Origin of the sequence: Edaphobacter sp. 12200R-103, from assembly GCF_010093025.1 — a bacterium.
Classification (GTDB): domain Bacteria; phylum Acidobacteriota; class Terriglobia; order Terriglobales; family Acidobacteriaceae; genus Edaphobacter.
Window position 1 is genome coordinate 362090 of sequence record NZ_CP048114.1, and the last position, 18340, is coordinate 380429.

The window sequence follows — 18340 nt, forward strand, 5'->3', positions numbered from 1 at the left end:
TAGGTGAAAATTTACATTCATGTATGCAAGTTTGTTACGTCTCGATTTTTTAGGGACGGCGGAAGGCGGGGTTATGATCGCACTGGTGAGCGGGGAAGTGTCGAAAGCGGCGGAGGTCGAGGCGATGGTGGAACGCCTCAGGAGCGGTGATGTGCGCGCGCTGGCGCGGGCGATCTCGCTGGTAGAGGATAGCGGCGCAGGAGCAGAGGAGTTGTTGGCGCGGTGTCAGGGAGTCTCATCGCAGAAGAGGGCGTTGAGGATTGGGGTGACGGGACCGCCGGGAGCGGGGAAGAGCACGCTGGTGGACCGAATGGCGGGATGGCTGAAGGAGAAAGGAGAGCGGGTTGGGGTGGTGGCGATCGATCCGACGAGTCCTTATACAGGCGGAGCTCTGCTGGGAGACCGGATCCGAATGCGGGAGCCAGTGGGAGATGGCGATATTTATGTACGCAGCATGGCTTCGCGCGGCGAGATGGGAGGGTTGGCGCGGTCCGTCAGGGATGTCTGCGAGGTGATCGAGGCTTCAGGTCGGGACAGGATTCTGATTGAGACGGTCGGCGTGGGGCAGGATGAGGTAGAGATCGCCCGGCTGGCCGATGTAGTGGTTCTGACGTTGGTTCCGGGGATGGGAGACGACATTCAGAGCCTGAAGGCGGGTGTGATGGAGATCGCCGATGTGTTTGTCGTCAACAAGAGTGACTACGAAGGCGCGGATCGGGTGGCGGCGGAAGTAGTCGCAATGCTGGGGCTCTCGGGCGCAGCAATTCCGGTGGTCCAGACGGTGGCGACGACCGGCAAAGGAATCGATGAGCTGATGGCGGAAGTGATGGAGGTTGCCGAGAGTCCACGGGAAGGCAGGAGACTGCTTGAGGAGCGGGGGCTGAGCCTGGATCACCTGGGAGTTGCCGTGAGGAGCCTCGCTGAGGCCCGTAGGTTCTACGAAATGCTGGGAATGAAGGTCGGCAATGAGGAGACCGTGGAACATGAGCAGGTGCGGGTGGCCATGCTGCCTCTGGGCGAGAGCAGGGTGGAGCTGCTGGAGCCGACGGTGCCGGACTCGACAATTGGGCGTTTTTTGGCGAAGCGCGGAGAGGGGCTGCACCATATTGCCGTGAAGGTTGCAGATGTGGACGACATGTTCCGGAAATTGAAGGAGAGCGGAGTGAAGATCGTGAGTGACCAGGTTCGCGCGGGGGCAGGAGGCCACAGATACTTCTTTGTGCATCCGGAATCGACGGGCGGGGTGCTGGTGGAGATTGTAGGGAAGCGATGATGCGATTGCTGCTGATCGATACGTGTGGAGCGGAGGGGAGTGTGGCGCTCGCTGAGGTAGAGGGGACTCCGCGAGTAGTCGCCTCCGAGGTGCTTCCTGGAAGGAGCGCGTCGGAGCGTCTGGTTCCGGTGATTCGGACGCTGATGGAGACGGAGGGTTGGGACCTGAGGGATCTGGCAGCGATCGGCGTGGTGCATGGCCCGGGATCGTTTACAGGTGTGCGTGTGGGGCTAAGTGCGGCGAAGGGATTGAGCGAGGCGGGGCAGGTTCCGCTGGTGGCGGTTTCGAGGCTGGCGTTGCTGGCTGCAGCTGCCGGTGAGGTGCGAGGTCAGGTGTGTAGCGCGCTGGATGCAGGACGCGGCGAGTTCTATTGCGGAGTTTACGAGGGGCGGCGGAGGATCAGTGAGTCTCTGCTGACTGCCGAGGAACTAGCTGTGACGGCAGAGCGCGGCGAGGTATTGGTTGTGTGCGAGCAGAGAGTTGCGGATGCGCTGGGAGGTCTCGGACCGCGGCTGGTGGGGGAGCCCAGGGCCGCAGATGCCCTGGCGTTGGTGGTGGTAAGAGTTCTCGGGGGCGAGTTTGATGATCCGGCAATGCTGGATGCGAACTATCTGCGACGGACGGATCTTGAGATCTTTGCCAAACAGGCAAAGCTGGTCGCCGGAGAGTCCTGAATGGCCGTGCAGTTCAAGGTTAGAGCTGCCACGACGCGGGACATTGAACGGGTCTTTGCGTTGGAGCGCGCAATTCCAGAGGCTCCTCACTGGAGCCGGGAGGAGTACGCGGGGCTGGTTGGCAAGGATGCCGCAGCCGCTGTGAGCCGGTGTGTGCTGGTGGTCGAAGCTGTAGAAAACTCGGGCGAAGAGGACTTAGTGGGTTTTGCGATCGGCAAAGTGATTGCGATGGGCACAGATTGCGTCGGTGAGCTGGAGAGTGTGGTGGTCGCAGAGAACGCCCGGCGGATGGGACTTGGAAGGGCGTTATGTAAAGGGATCCTGGAGTGGTGCCGGGGTAAGGGGGCGGAGGACGTGGAGCTTGAGGTCCGGTCGAAAAATCTTTCTGCTAAAAGACTCTATGCTTCACTTGGATTTGTAGAAGAGGGATTGCGGCGGGGGTACTATCGAGACCCTTTTGATGATGCAGTGTTGATGCGGGCCCATCTCAAAAAGCTCCTCTGATGCGTCTCGAAAACCGCACTGATGCGGCGACTCACTGTTAAAAGGAGGAAGTGAATTTTGCGCTTTGCCGTCTCTTGTGGCTGTGTGGTAGGTTGTTTGCCCAGTGTTGGGAAAGTCGATTTGGCCGGAGGTATTTCTCTGATGCAGACTTCCAAATATACGGAGCTTCCGCAAGCTGCCCCGCACCCCACCCTTCAACAATTGGTCCAGGAACACAGCCTGTACGAGCGCCGACTGAATACCCTTCGTTCAAAGCTCTACCTGACGGAGCCGGAGAAGATCGAAGAGGTGAGACTGAAGAAGCTGAAACTCAGCATCAAGGATGAGATGGAAAGGCTGCGAAGGATGGAAGCTTCGCAGATGGAACATTAAGAAGCCTTCATAACAAGGCAGAATTTCATGATGGAGGTCGTGAACGGAACGACCCGGTGGGAGTGCGTCCCCGTGGCCGTATAATCGTCCTTTATGGTCCGTGATGGTTACTTTTATGCACTCGGGTTAGGGGTGGTAGCTGCTATTGTCTGGCTGCTGACGCACTCCCTGGTCCTGATTGCGCTTCCTTTGCTGCTCGCAGCGTTTTTTCTGTGGTTTTTCCGCGATCCCAATCGGGTTATTCCGAGTGGACCTGGCCTTGTCGTGTCTCCCGCAGACGGGGTAGTTACGGGCACGGAATGGATTGAAACCTCGGAAGGAAGCCGTATGCGTCTGAGCATCTTCCTGAGCGTCTTCAATGTGCATGTAAACCGGTCGCCTGTGAGCGGCACGGTGAACCTGGTGGAGTATCGGAAGGGCGAATTTCTGAACGCAATGAAGGAAGAGTGCGTACTGAATAATGAGCAGACCCTGATTGTGATCGACGCCGGGGGGTATGACGTCAGTTTTAAGCAGATTGCAGGGCTTCTGGCCCGTCGCATTGTGTGCAACCTGAAGGTAGGCGACAGGGTAGAGCGCGGTCAGAGGATGGGGCTTATCAAGTTTGGATCCCGGGTGGATGTCCTTTTACCTGCGGAGGTTAATTTGAAGGTAAAGGTTGGTACGCACGTGAAGGGTGGATCGACCGTGCTTGCAGAGGTGACGACTCGAAGCAACGGATCAGAGCCGTCGGCCTCGGCGACGGTGGCCTGATGGGATTCGGACCATCGGGCGTGACAGTGGGAATGAGAGAGCGTCGTCGGCCAAGCCGTGGCATGTACGTGTTGCCTTCTCTCTTTACAGCAGGCAATATTGCCGCTGGATATTACGCCATTACCCAGAGTATCCAAGGCTCCGCAGCACAACCTGCATCCTTCGATCGTGCCGCTATGGCGATCGGTTTTGCGATTCTGTTCGACTCTGTAGACGGAATGGTGGCGCGCCTGACGAATACGGCGAGCGACTTCGGCAGAGAGCTGGATTCGCTGGCGGATGTGATCACTTTCGGGGTAGCGCCCAGCCTGCTGGCATACCTTTGGGGGTTCCGCATGCTGCCGCTGCATGAGCTTCCGATATTGCGAGATAAGATTACGCATCTTGGGGTTTTTGTCTGTTTTCTCTTCCTGATCTGTGGCGCCAGCCGGTTGGCCCGGTTCAACATCAGCGTGAACCCGCAGCCCCGGAACCCTGGACGGCCGGGAAAGAAGTATTTTGTCGGTATGCCGATACCGGCGGGTGCGGGAGTGATTGCATCGGTCGTGCATTTTGAAAATGGAGCGCCGGTCTCGGATCCGAGGTGGTCGGCAGTCTGGCTTTGCCTGGTTCTCTTTACGGGATTCCTGATGGTGAGCACCTGGAGGTTCTGGAGCGGAAAAGAGATCAGCCTGGGACAGCGCAGACCATTCCAACTGGTTGCCGTGATTGTGGCGATCGGTGCGCTGGTGACCCTGTATTCGGAGCAGGTGCTGATTGTGGTTGCGCTGGGGTACCTGGTTTCCGGTGTGGTAGCGAGGCTTGCGTATTCATGGGGCCAGAAGAGAAGACAGAGCGGGGCCATTCACTGAGGCCGGACGTAAATCCAAAGCATTGCAGGTGGAGATGACGAGCAAGGTGTATCGCATTGGAGTTGTGGGCGCCTCGTCGCTGACGGGCAAGGAGCTGAGCGAAGAGCTGGGAGAATCATCCCTGGCGGCATCAAGAATTGTTCTACTGGAGGATGAAGACGCGTCGGTTGGGAAACTGACGACGTCGGGCGACGAGATTTCGTTGATTCAGAAGCTGGATCGATCGGCCTTCGAAGGTATGGACTTCGTATTTTTTGCCGGTCAGCGTGATGAGACGGCGAAGTACTGGCAGGATGCACGAAAGGCTGGCGCGGGTATTGTCGATCTGACTTACGCCCTCGAAGGGGAGAGGGACGTTCTGGTTGCCTCACCATGGATCAGCGAGGCGGCAGGCCGACAGTCCGTGCTGGGAGGGGAGTTTGATCTCGGGACGCAGACGGTGATTCCGGCACATCCGGCGGTCGTGATGCTGGGAATTGTGGCCGCCAGGGTCCATAGGCAGTTTCCTCTCCACGCGATTGCTGCAACGATGATGGAACCGGCTTCGGAACATGGCAGTGCAGCGATGGACGAGTTGCACCAGCAGACGGTGAGCCTGCTTTCGTTTCAGGATCTGCCACGGGAGCAGTATGACGCGCAGGTATCCTTTAACCTGCTGGCCGCGTTGGGAGATGCTGCCAAGGTCAAGTTAGGGGCAACGGAAGAGCGGATTCAGAGGCAGTATGCGGCATTGTCCAATGGAGCATTGCCGCCATTGGCGCTGCAGATCGTGCAGGCCCCGGTTTTCCACGGCTACGTATCCTCTGTCTATCTGGAGACTACTGAACCGGTCACTGTTGCTCAACTGGAAGGCGCCTTGGCTGGAGAACATATCGACCTTGTCACGGAAGGATCAGAGAGCCCGAGTAATCTAAGCGCTGCGGGACAGGAAGAGATTATGGTTCGCGTGAGAAAAGGATTTGAAGGCGGTGGCGCAGGAACACGCTTCTGGCTTTGGATGGCTGCGGATAATCTGAAGCTGGCTGCTGCCCATGCGATTGCATGTGCAGGTGAGCTTGGCAGGCTTCGACCGTCAGGGAAGGTTCAGTAGGCCGGTCTGCGGTAAATCTGCAGAGCGGCCCGAATTTTGAGGAGGGTGATAAAGCACGTGCTTGCGAGCGAAAGAGATTTGCGTTCGAACGGTTCGGACGGAATGCGGATTGGAATCGATCTGGGAGGGACGAAGATCGAGGCCCTCGCAATCGATGAGAACGGGAACGAGCTGACGCGGCATCGTGTGGAAACTCCGCGTGATGATTACAAGGGCACGATTGCCGCAATGGTTGACTTGGTACGGTTGCTTGAGTCACAGACCGGGCGAAGAGCAACGGTGGGCGCAGGAATCCCTGGCAGTATCTCGGAGAAGACAGGACTGGTAAAGAATGCGAACTCGACTTGGCTGAATGGGAAGCCATTGGACCGGGATTTTTCTGCCGCATTGGGTCGCGAAGTGCGAATTGCAAATGACGCAAATTGCTTAGCCGTATCCGAAGCAACCGATGGTGCCGCCGCCGGAAAGCATGTTGTGTTTGGAGTGATTTTGGGTACGGGAGCCGGAGGTGGGGTTGCGATCGATGGCCGTGTCCACGCCGGGCCGAACGGAACCGGGGGAGAGTGGGGACATAATCCGCTGCCGTGGCCTACAGAGGAAGAAAATCCGGGCCCACTTTGCTACTGCGGCAAACGAGGGTGTATGGAGACGTGGGTGTCGGGAACTGGAATGGCTCGCGACTATCACGAACTGACAGGAGTGCGCCGAACGGCCCGGGAGATTATCGAGGACTTCGATGCCGGTGAGCCAAAGGCCGTTAGGGTTGTCGATCGCCTGGAGGATCGTCTGGCACGTGGCCTAGCGATCATCATCAATATTCTTGATCCGGATGCCTTTGTGCTTGGCGGTGGCTTGTCTCTAACGCAGCATCTTTATGAGAGTCTTCCGAAGCGGCTTCCGGCGTATGTATTTGGAGGCGAGGTGGACACGCCCATTCTGCAGGCACGTTTTGGCGATTCAAGCGGGGTTCGCGGAGCAGCATGGCTATGGCCTAATACGCGTTGATGACCGAATGAAGAGAGAGATGTTATGCGATACTTGAAGGGCAGGATCTCTTCGACGGAAGCTTGGCAGATAGGTAAACTGCTGGCTTAAACGTCAAGCCGGGATGGCGGAACTGGCAGACGCAGCGGACTCAAAATCCGCCGACCCTTGCGGTCGTGGGGGTTCGACCCCCCCTCCCGGCACCAACAAAATAAAGGGTTTAGATTGAAATTGGCCTCTCGAAAATGAGAGGCCAATTTTCGTTGGTGGCTGTTCTGGTGGCTGTTGGTATTTTCAGATCGCGACTCGTTTGAAATGAGCCGGTAAACTGAATTCAATCAAGCTGCCATGGACTCTCTTTCACTGCGCCGACCTGTTCATTGGGTGTCGAATTACGAGATAACCGAAGCTGACCAGCCCATTGCCCCTATTAAGGGCATTCTGAGAACCCTCCGTTCCAATCAATGGCTTGTCCTGTCCCGCACTTTTGCAAAAGAAAAAACAGAGTTTTTTCCATTTCGAAAGCGCGAACTCGTTGAACGGTTTGCGGACGCCGAGCCCCTCTCTATTGCTTCGGAAGTCCTCCATCTGCCAGAGCGCGGCGCCACAGCATTGATCAAACGCATTTGGCGCACAGCATGGGACACGGATCAGCCTTTAGGGTCCTCACGAATGGTCTGGGTAGATGAGCGAGGATTGCTTCTAGGCATTGGTGTACCCAGGGAGGAGCGGGAACATCAGGTGGCTATCACGAGCTACCTCAAAATAAGTGAAGAACTTGCACCTCAGACGCACATGCTGGAAGAGGTCGCCGAGTCTGGAGTCCTAGAGAGAGCAGAGGGTAAGGACAAAGTAAAACCCGAAGGACCAAAGGCTGGTGTAGATCCGTTCTGGATCGTGCCAGTCTTTTATGCCACAGACCGAAAGCGAAATCCCCAATCTTCGGTGGATGAGGTTCGATATACAAATGAGCGGGCACTGAACGAAATGGTGTCTCTCGGCGTATGCAATGTCAGCATTCCTAGAACCCATCAACTAGGTAGGTTGGAACGGCCACGGAAATGGAAGCTTTGGGCGCGACCGAAACGGAGTGAGCACATCATGCTTCTCAGTACAACAGAACTTCCCGGCCATGAGTTTTGGCAACGATTGGATACTTCTGTGGCTGAAAGTGCGAAGCGAGATGCATTCATTTTTGTCCATGGTTATAACGTTTCATTTGAGGATGCAGCATTACGAACTGCGCAATTGGCTACAGATTTGTCCTTCGAAGGTGGTCCGATCATGTTTAGTTGGCCATCCAAGGGCACACTGTCGGGTTATTTGTCAGATGAAGGGACAATTCAATGGAGTCGACCACATCTGCAAAAGTTTATCGAGGATGTTTGTGCTTCAACCAATGCGAATGCTGTACATCTGATAGCCCACAGCATGGGGTCAAGGGCCTTGGTGGAAGTGGCCCATGCACTGAGCTCTTCCTCTCTTCCCGCAAATACCGTGAAGCAGTTAATCTTCGCTGCCCCTGATGTGGATTCAGGTATTTTTCAGCAGGCAGCTCAAGTCCTTAGCGCTATGTGTGCAAGGGTAACTCTCTATGCGTCTGATAGTGACAAGGCCTTGAAGTTTTCAAAAGCGATTCATGGATATGCTCGCGCAGGAGAAGCGGGGGCAGGCATCGTGGTCGCCGCAGGGGTAGATACGATAGATGCTTCGCTTGTGGATACCGATTTTCTAGGTCATTCAGGGTTTGTGACGGCAAACCCCTTAATGCAGGATGTCTACTATTTAGTTCAGCACGGTCATCAGCCAAGCGAACGATTCGGCTTGGACCAACGTTCATGTCCCCTCGGTACATATTGGTGTTTCAAGACATAGATTTGGCAACGAAGTAACGAATGACATTCCCCGGATTTCCGGAGCGTATCCGAGGCCGGGTCGGAGTCAAGGCCGCGCATGGGCGCGCCGCTTTGCGGTCTAGAGCCTTGACACCGACTCCTGAACCTCGGCAGATCATCCCAACATCCGGGGAATGTCTTCTACAAACAAAGGCCCCCTATTGGGAGCCAGAGGCGATCCGTTCTACGACAGACAGCCTGTGCGCCGGTGACAGATGGCTGTACCGTGCCGACATCGTGATCGTTTTGTGGCCCGCTGCTTCCTGAATCTCCTTGATGCTCGCTCCTGCCATGGCCAGCCAGGAACAAAACGTGTGGCGATTGCAGTGCCACACGTATTCGCTAATGCCCGCTTCCTCAAGGCACGGTTGGAACCACGAGCGAGTATCAAATCTTCCCTTGCTTCCTTCCCTAGGAAAGACAGGGTTGGAAGGATGCTGTCTTGGCCGCTTAAGCGATTCGACGGCCGCTATTGCATCGGAGTTCAAGTGCACAGCCCGCGCCGAACCGTTCTTCGTCTTCGTGAATTCGATTGTCTTGCGATCAAAATGTACTTGAGACCAGGTGCAGGAGTACTGCTCGCTGAGTCGCATTCCCGTATGGATGCTCACAACAAATTCGGCAACGTGTTCTGGGAAGCGTTTAGATATGACCTTGTGAAGGCGATCATATTCTTCCCGACTGAGAAAACGCAGGCGGCCTGTACCTTCTTTTCTCTGGCGCACTAGGCGGGCTGGATTGACGGAGACTTTGCCATTACGGACTCCTTCGCGGTAGCACAGAGAGATGAACGCCTTATAGCGATTGGCCGTTGCTGCTGTTTTGCATCGGGTGCGAAGCCATCGTTCCAGCTCCTGAGGAGTCAATTCTGCGGCAGGGTGCGAGCCCAGAGCCGTGCGGACGATCTCCCCCTTGCTCTTATAGCCGCGCTGGTCCTTATGATGGGCTGTGAACTCCAAAGCGTCGTCGATCAACTCGCTCAGAGTAAGCACCTTGGAATTGCGCAATTCCGGTAGTTTGCGCCCTGCCGCAGCATCCGCTTTGCGCGCCTGGTACAGCTTGATCGCATCGGACTTACGTCCAACCTTTTCTCGGTGTCGCTTCCCTGCCGCGTAATAGTGAATCCACCAGATGCCGCTACCGAGCGGATTCTCATATACGCCGCGCATAAAGTCCTCCCGTCGGGTTCTTTGGCGGATATAGAATATCAATAGGTCCGATGAAACAGCCATCAAGCTAGCCTTATGGTTGAACTGCTTCCGGTTACTTCTCAAATGCCTAGCAAAATATTGGATGCAATTGAGACAATGATACTGATACGCTTGCGCGAGTCCGTTTAGTCATCGCCAAGCGCCGGGGAGATTGGGAAACCGTGGTTTCAGCTAGGCAAATGATCGCTATGCTCGCAAGCCTCAATGAGGGCGACACGGAGCAGCTTTACGCAATCGCGCTACAGCTCGCAGCTACTGAGGCACGTCGCGGTCGCGTAGAGGTCGCAAATGAGCTTCAGAATCAAGTTGCGATCGCACGAAGGAAGGCCGATCCTTCTTCTGGGCTTGAGGGTAGACGAATCAGTAAGGTTGTTGTACCGATCACGCAGCCTATTGGTGAGATTCAAAAACTTCTCGTCACGTCTGCCCCTACTCTACGGCTGAGTGACCTAGTTTTGACTCCGATCGTCCGAGAGCGGCTACAAGTCTTCGTCGATCAACAGAGAGAGAGAGACACACTCCGCAGTCATGGCAAAGTGCCTCCAAGTCGTTTACTTATCATGGGGCCTCCTGGGTCTGGTAAGACGATGACCGCATCCGCATTGGCCGGTGAATTACATCTTCCATTGCATTCCGTCCAACTAGATTCTGTGATCACCCGTTTTATGGGAGAGACGGCTTCTAAGCTGAGGATGATCTTCGATCAAATATCATCACGCCGCGGTGTCTATCTTTTTGATGAGTTCGATGCAATCGGCGGGAAACGGACTCTCGATAACGACGTAGGAGAAATGCGGCGCGTTCTCAATTCCTTTCTTCAGTTCATGGAAGAGCCAAACGCCACGGACAGCGTCGTGATCGCCGCTACTAATCATCCGGAATTGCTGGATGAGGCGCTTTTCCGTCGCTTTGATGATCTTGTGCGTTTTAAACTTCCGGACCTCTCGATGGTCGAGACTTTTCTCCGTGATCGGCTATCGCCATTTGAGACAACTAGAGTCGATTGGAACTCGATTGCGCAAGAGGGAGTTGGATTGTCTCAAGCGGAAATCGCAAAGGCATCCGACGAGGTCATCCGCGATTTAATCATTTCCCGCCGAAAAGCTGTGACCAATGAGTCGCTCCACAAGGCCCTCGGCCACCGCAAACGATTGGCCGAAGCTCACTAATGACAACCTGATGATTTCTGCTTTGTGAGGAACGACTCAGCACGATGGCAACAAATAACCCGATTCCAGCTCCTCAGCACAATCTCGTACACCTTCGCATCGACAGCTTCGCGATTGGGCTCCGCTATAGCTCACCACGTTCAGGTCGAACCGAACGCCCTCTGGCAATAGACCGTAGCGAACGCGCGAAACGATTGAAAGCAGAACTCTCTGCTGCATTCAATGCTGCCCGTAAACGAGTAGCAACAAGACAGCTAAATTCAAAACGGAAACGGCCAGGCATATACGTAGAGGTTCGTAGTGAACCAGGGCAGCAGATTCCCGAACTGACTTGGATGAGAAAAGGGATCAGACTCGGAGCCGTTCGTACAGAGGCAGATCACGTCCAAGTTGCAAGTCTCTTTGTTCCTGACGCTGCTACTTCTTTCTTTGAGGAGAAATTAGAAGCATTTGGCGAGGGAACGACCGGCGTAGGCAAAGTTCCTTATCGTGATCGATTCGAACATCTGGAGAATATTCAGGTGGCGACATTGAACACACTGTGGACCGATACTCGTCCACTTCCTACTGACAGAGAAGCACCGATTTGGTGGGAATGCTGGTGCTGGCGTGACCAAGCGGAAGAGTTGCGCACCGTGGCGCACGAACTCAGCTTTCTTGTAAGCGATCGTATCCTGCGATTTCCGGATCTGGAGATAGTGCTAATCAATGGAAGTCTATCTTCGCTCGAAGAAATCATCCATCAATCTTCTTCTCTTGAACGCATACGGTACGCTCTTGATTCTCCCGCATTCTTCACTGAAGTAGCGCATCGAGAACAACGGGCCTGGGTCGAAGATCTTCGTGAACGACTCGTCCCAGCTTTGCCCAGCAGTCCCGCAGTCTGCGTATTAGATACAGGCGTCACAAGATTGCACCCTTTACTAGATCAATCCCTCTTGCCTGAAGATTGTCTCTCTGTTGATCCTGCATGGGGAACAGACGATTCCCATCCTTGTGGCCATGGAACCAACATGGCGGGAGTGGTGCTTTATTCGGATCTAACATTTCCGTTAGCCGGTCAAGGGACTTTGTATCTGCCGTTCGGCCTCGAATCGGTCAAGATCATTCCCCCGCCACAACTGCTTCCGAATGATCCGAAGAGTTATGGATCTATCACTCAATCCGCTGTTGCGACAGCAGAGGTAAATAAGCCGAATCGTCCAAGAACTTTCTGTATGGCGATTACCTGATTGCCAATCGGAAGTTGCCCACGCGTCGAATAGGGGGTAGAGTGCTGATTCCGGTGGCAGATCTACGCAAGTATGCGCGGGGCGATCATCCGGAACATATCGTGGCCGAGTCAGTGAGGTGCGTGCTCAGACAAGGCTGGCAGGTAGTATTCAGCGCACAACCATTTTACCTCGTATACAAGGTAAAAATTGCCATAGACCCGGCGAAAACCTTGTATATTAGGTATGTGCTGACCTTGATTCAAATTGGTGAGATCGTTGCTACCAAACGTAGAGCGCTTGGTTTGAGCCAGGCTACGCTCGCGAGACAGGCAAGAGTTGGCCATTCAACACTGGACGCATTGGAGAATGGCCGAATTGGCGAGCTCGGTTATTCGAAAATAACCAGAATTCTTACAGCACTCAGCCTTGAGCTGACGATCCAGGAAGCAGCGAACCGCCGCCCCACTTTGGAAGAGTTGATGGAAGAGGACCGCGATGATCAAAGTTTGGACCGACGGCGCTGAAGCCGGCTTGCTTGATCGCTCCGGACAGCGCGGCACCACATTTCTCTATCAACCCGGAGCCCCTGAGCCACGCGCCGTTTCTGTGACGATGCCTGTGCGCCTAGCTTCATGGGACATCTCGTATGGAATCGCACCCATTTTCGAGATGAACCTTCCTGAAGGTGTACTGAGAGAACGCTTGCGTCTTGCTTTTGCAAAAGCCATCGGGACATTCGACGACTACGATCTGCTGGGCATTGTCGGCCGATCACAGGTGGGCCGCATTCGCTACACCGGGCAGGAAGAATCCCTCAATGAGGACGTTCCCTTCCAGTCCGTGGACGAAATCCTCTCTCGTCGACGCCAAGGTGATCTCTTCCATCACCTCTTGGACAAGTTCGCTTCCTTCTCGGGCATCAGTGGCGTTCAGCCAAAGTTTTTGATCCGCGATGAGGATGCGTTTTCAAAGACAGCATTTGATGGGGCGCGTCTGTCCGAGAGCTATCGCGGCGCTACACATATCGTGAAGTTCTGGGAGGCGCGAGAGTATCCGCAACTCGCAGCAAACGAGTACTTCTGTTTGAGAGTCGCTGAGAAGTGCGGCCTTGATGTACCGCCTTACCGACTCGCAGAGGATGGGGCGGCACTCGTCGTCGATCGATTTGATCTCCGGGCCGACGGCAGCTATCGAGGGTTCGAAGATTTCTGCGTCCTCAATGGCAAGGGGACTGACAAGAAGTACAGTGGCAGCTACGAGACTTCAATACTTAAGCGATTCGCGCAATTTGCCAATTCGCCGCATGTCAATAGCGACCTGGAAAAGCTATTCACCCTTATCGCACTCAACTGCGCGCTCCGCAACGGAGACGCTCACCTCAAGAACTTCGGCATTATTTATGACGACGTTCTCGGTGAAGCTCGTCTCGCGCCTGTATATGACCTAGTGACAACATCGGTCTACATCCCAAAGGACGGGATGGCTCTGACGTTGAACGGAAGCACGCGTTGGCCCACCGCTCGAGAGCTTCAACTGCTCGGCGAAACTCGCGCAGCCTGTACTCCTGCACAGGTAAGAGGTGTGCTGTCACGCATCGCGGAGGCTATCGAGGAAGCGTCCTCGGAAATGCAAAACTACATTAAGGATCACGTTGCATTCGCTGATGTTGGCGAGGGAATGCTCAAAGCCTGGCGTAAAGGTATCGCGGAGTCGTTGAGCCCTCGCACCTCATAGTCTCGGAGGCCACTTCCAGCATGGATGCTTCAGAACAGTTCAGTTCGGCAGTTGCGGGACTGGCAGACACGGCTTGACTGAGGCGGTATCGAGCTCCATCGCCTTGAGGCAGGACAACGCAAGGCATATCTTTCTGAACGTATCGTAGCTTAGGGGATGATGCCGTGAAGACACTGAAAAGGATGGAAACAAACAAAGTAGCCCGTGCAATCGAAGTAGATGCTGGGCACGCGTTGCCAGGGCTACGTGATTCGCTGGCACAAGCGAACAAGGGCCGGTTTCAGCAGGTTCATACGCCTGAGCAGATCGTAGAACGCCGTCGCGGTCGCCGTATGGGAAGAAGAGGGGAGCTAACTAAAGAGGTGGTCACAATCCAGTTGGATACCGATGTGATTGCTGTGCTCTGTGCAAGCGGCGACGGATGGCAGACCCGCGTCAATGATGCGCTACGCGCCTCTTTGTCTTTGTGTGGAAAGATCGATCCCGCATAACGCCGAGTACCCATTATCCTGGCCTTCCCGATTTCGATATACGGCAGAGGTACAGCCGTCGGACAGAAGTCCGCTGTGTCTAGCGAACGTCCTTCGTCTGCGAGACAGCCACCAAACAGCCATCAAGATCGTCCGTCGGAGTTTCAATCCGCTGTGTGTCGGGAAGCATTTTGCACCATTTTTAGTGCAATTAGTGGTGGCTGTTTTGATGGCTGTTCGTTGCCAACTTTCCTGCTTTTGGCTGCGTCGCATTGCAATGTGCCTCTGGCTATTATCTATATGTAAATAGGACGTTTATTGCGATTTAGTGCAGCGCTATGCAAGGCCCTGCAAAACCTCTAAAATCAGACTCAAAATCCGCCGACCCTTGCGGTCGTGGGGGTTCGACCCCCCCCTCCCGGCACCAACTATCCATTGTGTTTTCAGTAGTTTGTGAGGGGTTTAGCTGAGCCCTCGAATAATTCCAGGTACAAAATCAGGTACAGTGCGCATCCTCCTTATTTTCAACAAGTTGAAGATGGCTGGCGCACATCCTTTGGCCGCAACCTATCTATGGTTATGCTCGTTTACGCTTAACTATGGAATGCGCAGCGGATAATTGGTCCGCCGACACCGCCGCAACCTAAGTTTTCTATCCCTTTTAGATCAAACTCGGGCCAGATCGGAGGGCAAGTTCCAAAGGCAAACTCGCTGTCGTTGTGCGTAGACTTAGAAGACCCCACTTCCCTGACCGTCGGCGAGTTTCGAGTTAGATATTGAAAGCAGGAGATTCGAGCATAAGCTGGGATTAATCACCAACCTGTCAAAGTTGCATTCCCTGAACATCCAGGACAACTATCAGGGCCTCTTCTCTGAGCGGATTGCTCAATCCGGCGATGCTGGTGTAGTTGTTCCTCGGAGTTGCTAGGAATAAACACGCCTAACATTCCGTTTTCAGCTAATTCGCCCCCCTCTACACCGCTGCAGAGTTGCTTTAAGGTTTCGACTTTACGATTGACAGCTTTTTTCCAGCTTTCTAACATGGCCTCACAGCCCATAAGAAACTGACAGGAACAAAGCTCTCTGGGCGGAGGCTCGTCTTGCGTCGTTTGTGTATCTGCCTGGTCATTCTGTTATCCGTTTTGCCTGTCTCGAGTGAGACCTTTCAAGCTGTACGTCATCTACATGTCTCGATACTCGGCGGGGTGGCGATTCAGGCAGACTTCAATGGAGACGGCCGACCTGACTTCTTTTACTACGACCCTCTTTACAGACCGAATACTTCCATCCGGACCGAAATCCTGCTTTCGCATGCAGATGGCAGCTATTCCGATCCGTTAGCCGTATCGCTGGACGGCACCCCGCAGCAATGCCATCCCTATGACATCAATGGTGACCACTTCGCCGACCTTGTCTGCATCTCGTTCGCATCGGGATCCCCTGCGTTGCAGGTCATGTACTCCTTTATCGGGAACGGAGATGGTACTTTCCAGCCGTCCATTCGCACAGATATCTCCATCAACAACGATTTTTATTCATCCGTTGGCGTCACCATAGCAGGAGACATCAACGGCGACGGCAAACTCGATGTGATTCTTACCAATCTGGACCGGCTCAATACGATCTATCCGATGCTCGGCGATGGAGCGGGACACTTCACTCTCGGCAAGCCATTGAATCTGCGCTACTACAGTTCAGGAGTCCGCCTTTACGACGAATTGCATGACGTTAATGGCGATGGCAAACTCGATCTTCTGTACGGACAGCCGCTTCAGGTCTATCTCGGCAACGGAGATGGTACGTTCACGTCTGGATTCATCGCTGGAAACTACCAGAATTGCTTCTTTACCGACTTCGATAACGACCAACACCTTGATGCAGAGTGTGTGGACATAAGCTCCAACTCAAACATAATTCTGCATGGCAATCCGGACGGCACCTTCAATACCACGCCGATTGCGACGCCTGACTTTAGCAATACAACGGTTCTCGCCATAAAGGACTTGAATGGAGATGGCATGCCGGATGTGATCAGCCTCGGCCCCAAAGGGACGATCATCTATCTCGGTAAACCAGGGCTTAAATTTGCGCCTCCCATCGCCTATTCGTTTTCTGCGGGATACAGCAACTTCGGAGTGACCGATCCTCTGATCGACGACTACAACGGCGACGGAATCCTTGATCTGGCGACCACGGCTTTCGATGGTATCTACATCGCATATGGCCGTGGAGATGGTTCCTTCCGCGCGCCACGCCCGACCGAATCGGGAACGGCCATCGGAGGAATCGCTGTGGGGGACTTCGATGAGGATGGCGCGCCGGACGTCATTACTTCGGGTAGTCCAAGCCTCCTGCTAAACCATGGAAAAGGAGATGGCACCTTCGCCACATCAACACCGATTCAAAGGGACGGTCTGGCGGCGAACGCGGGAATATCCTCCCAGGTGTTTCAGGGAGACTTCAACGGCGATGGTCATCTTGACCTGGTTACCAACAATAGCGGCTCGTTGGCACAGATCTTCTTCGGGAAGGGTGACGGTACATTCAGCGACCCGGTTTTCGCGAGCTCTACCTTCAACTTCATTCCGTTTCAAGGCGCGGTCGTCGCTGACATCAATGGTGATGGACGCGCGGACCTGATAGCACCGAATAATTCTTATCCCACGGGAGACGTGTGGGTGATGCTCTCCAATGGAGACGGAAGTTTCTCTGCGCAGTCGATCGCCACCTTCAACAGCGCTCTGTCTGTTGCGGCGGGCGATGTGAACGGAGACAACAAACTCGACCTGGTTGTTTCGATTGCTGGAGGAGTCCAAATCTTTTTAGGGAAGGGCGATGGCACATTCAATCAAGTCGTTTCGGCTCCTGCTGCGCCTTCTACCGGCAACGGAACTTTCAGTCCTGGCCAGGCTGTCTTCGGGGACTTTGATGGCGATGGGAAGAGAGACTTTGTCGTCACAAACAATCTGAGTACTTACTATCTGACCATTTATTACGGCAACGGCGATGGTACCTTCTCCGCTCCATCCACCATCGCGACGGGCGTTTCTCCAACGGGGTTGTTTTTGAATCTTGCTGCGCATGACCTGAACGGCGACGGCTTGGACGATCTGCTATACAGCGGCAGCAGCATATACCAGGTGGCAGAGATCTCTATCCTGCATGCCAAGCCGGGCCGTACCTTCGATGCAGGCATGGGGCTGCTGGCTGGTTTCGGTACGTTGACCCCATCGATTGCAGACTTCAACAAAGATGGACGGCCCGACCTGCTGTTCTCGAACTCCTATGCTTCTCCGGGCATCTTCACCGTCCTGTTGAATCGGGAGTCCACCGGTACGACCCTTACTGTGGACCATACCGCCATCCAGTACGGCCAGGGTGCAGGTTTTACTGCGCAGGTTACATTCTCCGCCGATAGCACCTCTGCGCCGCCCCCGTCGGCAACAGTCATTCTCAGTGGACTGCCCGGTAGCCCCGTCACTCTCCCGATCGCATTTTCGTCTCCTGGCGCCAATGCTCCTTTCTCCGGAACAGCACGGTATGAGGCTATCAATCTGCTGCCTGGCACATACAACGTGACCGCAAGGCTTAATGCGAGTTGCTGCCTCACTCCATCGAAGTCTGCAGTCACAACCCTTGTAGTGGCCCCCGCGGCGACAACAACCACTCTTGCGCTGACTCCAGTACCACCACTGACAGGCCAACCGGCTACTCTTCGTGTACAGGTAAGCAGCCAAACGACTGTGACCTCAGGCACGATCACCTTCTTCGATCAGGGCACGCAGATTGGTACCGCGCCTGTTGCGTCCGGGGCAGCCAGTTTTACCACTTCACCGTTGTCTGCAGGCGCGCATAGCATTACGGCGGTGTTTGCAAGCGACCAGAACTTCCTCACCTCTAGTTCGCAACCGCTCACCGTCACGGTCTTCGATCGTGGCTATCAACTCACGGCAGCTCAAACAAATCTCTCGCTCGGCGCCAACGGCAGCACGGACCTTGTGACACTTTCGCCGGTGCAGGGCTTCTACGGCAAGGTAACTCTAAGCTGGCTCGGTCACGCCGGCTGACAGCATCACAGCTGCCACTTTGCCGACATGCAGCTTGTCGCCAAGCGTCGTTACTCTGACAGGAACTCCGGTCAACTCT

At 54.7% G+C, this 18340-nt stretch carries 16 protein-coding genes and 1 tRNA gene; 16 read left to right on the forward strand and 1 reads right to left on the reverse strand.

The genetic code is table 11. The annotated features are described in order from the left end of the window. The first annotated feature begins 73 nt into the window (after positions 1-73). From meaB to GWR55_RS01660, 10 genes are all read left to right on the forward strand, one after another. Positions 74-1273, forward strand: coding sequence for a methylmalonyl Co-A mutase-associated GTPase MeaB (gene meaB / locus GWR55_RS01615; RefSeq protein ID WP_162400701.1), 1200 nt, complete (start codon positions 74-76; stop codon positions 1271-1273). Next, positions 1270-1947 carry a tRNA (adenosine(37)-N6)-threonylcarbamoyltransferase complex dimerization subunit type 1 TsaB gene (gene tsaB / locus GWR55_RS01620; RefSeq protein ID WP_162400702.1) on the forward strand — a complete coding sequence of 226 codons (678 nt, stop codon included), beginning with the start codon at positions 1270-1272 and terminating at the stop codon, positions 1945-1947. Before meaB ends, tsaB begins: the two co-directional genes overlap by 4 nt. Then, positions 1948-2451 (forward strand): GNAT family N-acetyltransferase, encoded by a 504-nt coding sequence (locus GWR55_RS01625; RefSeq protein ID WP_162400703.1) that lies wholly within the window; start codon positions 1948-1950, stop codon positions 2449-2451. Positions 2452-2592: 141 nt separating this feature from the next. Further along, entirely contained in the window at positions 2593-2823 is a 231-nt protein-coding gene (locus GWR55_RS01630; RefSeq protein WP_162400704.1) for a hypothetical protein, read from the forward strand. Between the two features lie 93 nt (positions 2824-2916). Continuing rightward, positions 2917-3576 carry a phosphatidylserine decarboxylase family protein gene (locus GWR55_RS01635; RefSeq protein WP_162400705.1) on the forward strand — a complete coding sequence of 220 codons (660 nt, stop codon included), beginning with the start codon at positions 2917-2919 and terminating at the stop codon, positions 3574-3576. A gap of 32 nt (positions 3577-3608) precedes the next feature. Next, a complete protein-coding gene (gene pssA / locus GWR55_RS01640; RefSeq protein WP_238398571.1) occupies positions 3609-4427 on the forward strand; it encodes a CDP-diacylglycerol--serine O-phosphatidyltransferase in 819 nt (272 codons plus the stop codon). Positions 4428-4461: 34 nt separating this feature from the next. Then, the gene (locus tag GWR55_RS01645) at positions 4462-5517 is read left to right on the forward strand and encodes an Asd/ArgC dimerization domain-containing protein (protein ID WP_162400706.1); all 1056 of its coding nucleotides are present in this window, start codon (positions 4462-4464) and stop codon (positions 5515-5517) included. A 102-nt stretch (positions 5518-5619) separates the two neighbouring features. After that, positions 5620-6522 (forward strand): fructokinase, encoded by a 903-nt coding sequence (gene mak / locus GWR55_RS01650; protein ID WP_162400707.1) that lies wholly within the window; start codon positions 5620-5622, stop codon positions 6520-6522. Positions 6523-6619: 97 nt separating this feature from the next. Next, positions 6620-6707 (forward strand) — tRNA-Leu (locus GWR55_RS01655). A 142-nt stretch (positions 6708-6849) separates the two neighbouring features. Next, on the forward strand, positions 6850-8376 hold the full coding sequence (locus tag GWR55_RS01660) for an alpha/beta hydrolase (protein WP_162400708.1): 1527 nt from the start codon (positions 6850-6852) through the stop codon (positions 8374-8376). Positions 8377-8554: 178 nt separating this feature from the next. Here the strand turns inward: GWR55_RS01660 and GWR55_RS01665 are convergent, their stop codons facing one another. Continuing rightward, on the reverse strand, positions 8555-9628 hold the full coding sequence (locus GWR55_RS01665) for a site-specific integrase (protein ID WP_238398750.1): 1074 nt from the start codon (positions 9626-9628) through the stop codon (positions 8555-8557). A gap of 158 nt (positions 9629-9786) precedes the next feature. Between GWR55_RS01665 and GWR55_RS01670 the strand changes: the two genes are divergently transcribed. The 6 genes from GWR55_RS01670 (at position 9787) to GWR55_RS01695 (ending at position 18261) form a co-directional block, all read left to right on the forward strand. Beyond that, on the forward strand, positions 9787-10776 hold the full coding sequence (locus tag GWR55_RS01670) for an AAA family ATPase (protein ID WP_162400710.1): 990 nt from the start codon (positions 9787-9789) through the stop codon (positions 10774-10776). Between the two features lie 44 nt (positions 10777-10820). Beyond that, positions 10821-12008, forward strand: coding sequence for a S8 family serine peptidase (locus tag GWR55_RS01675; RefSeq protein ID WP_162400711.1), 1188 nt, complete (start codon positions 10821-10823; stop codon positions 12006-12008). Positions 12009-12061: 53 nt separating this feature from the next. Beyond that, the gene (locus GWR55_RS01680) at positions 12062-12514 is read left to right on the forward strand and encodes a helix-turn-helix domain-containing protein (RefSeq protein ID WP_162400712.1); all 453 of its coding nucleotides are present in this window, start codon (positions 12062-12064) and stop codon (positions 12512-12514) included. Further along, positions 12486-13724, forward strand: coding sequence for a type II toxin-antitoxin system HipA family toxin (locus tag GWR55_RS01685; RefSeq protein ID WP_162400713.1), 1239 nt, complete (start codon positions 12486-12488; stop codon positions 13722-13724). The genes GWR55_RS01680 and GWR55_RS01685 overlap by 29 nt, the downstream gene beginning before the upstream one ends. A 164-nt stretch (positions 13725-13888) precedes the next feature. Beyond that, positions 13889-14215 carry a BrnA antitoxin family protein gene (locus GWR55_RS01690; RefSeq protein ID WP_202925560.1) on the forward strand — a complete coding sequence of 109 codons (327 nt, stop codon included), beginning with the start codon at positions 13889-13891 and terminating at the stop codon, positions 14213-14215. A gap of 1184 nt (positions 14216-15399) precedes the next feature. After that, positions 15400-18261 carry an FG-GAP-like repeat-containing protein gene (locus GWR55_RS01695; RefSeq protein ID WP_162400714.1) on the forward strand — a complete coding sequence of 954 codons (2862 nt, stop codon included), beginning with the start codon at positions 15400-15402 and terminating at the stop codon, positions 18259-18261. Positions 18262-18340: the final 79 nt, after the last annotated feature.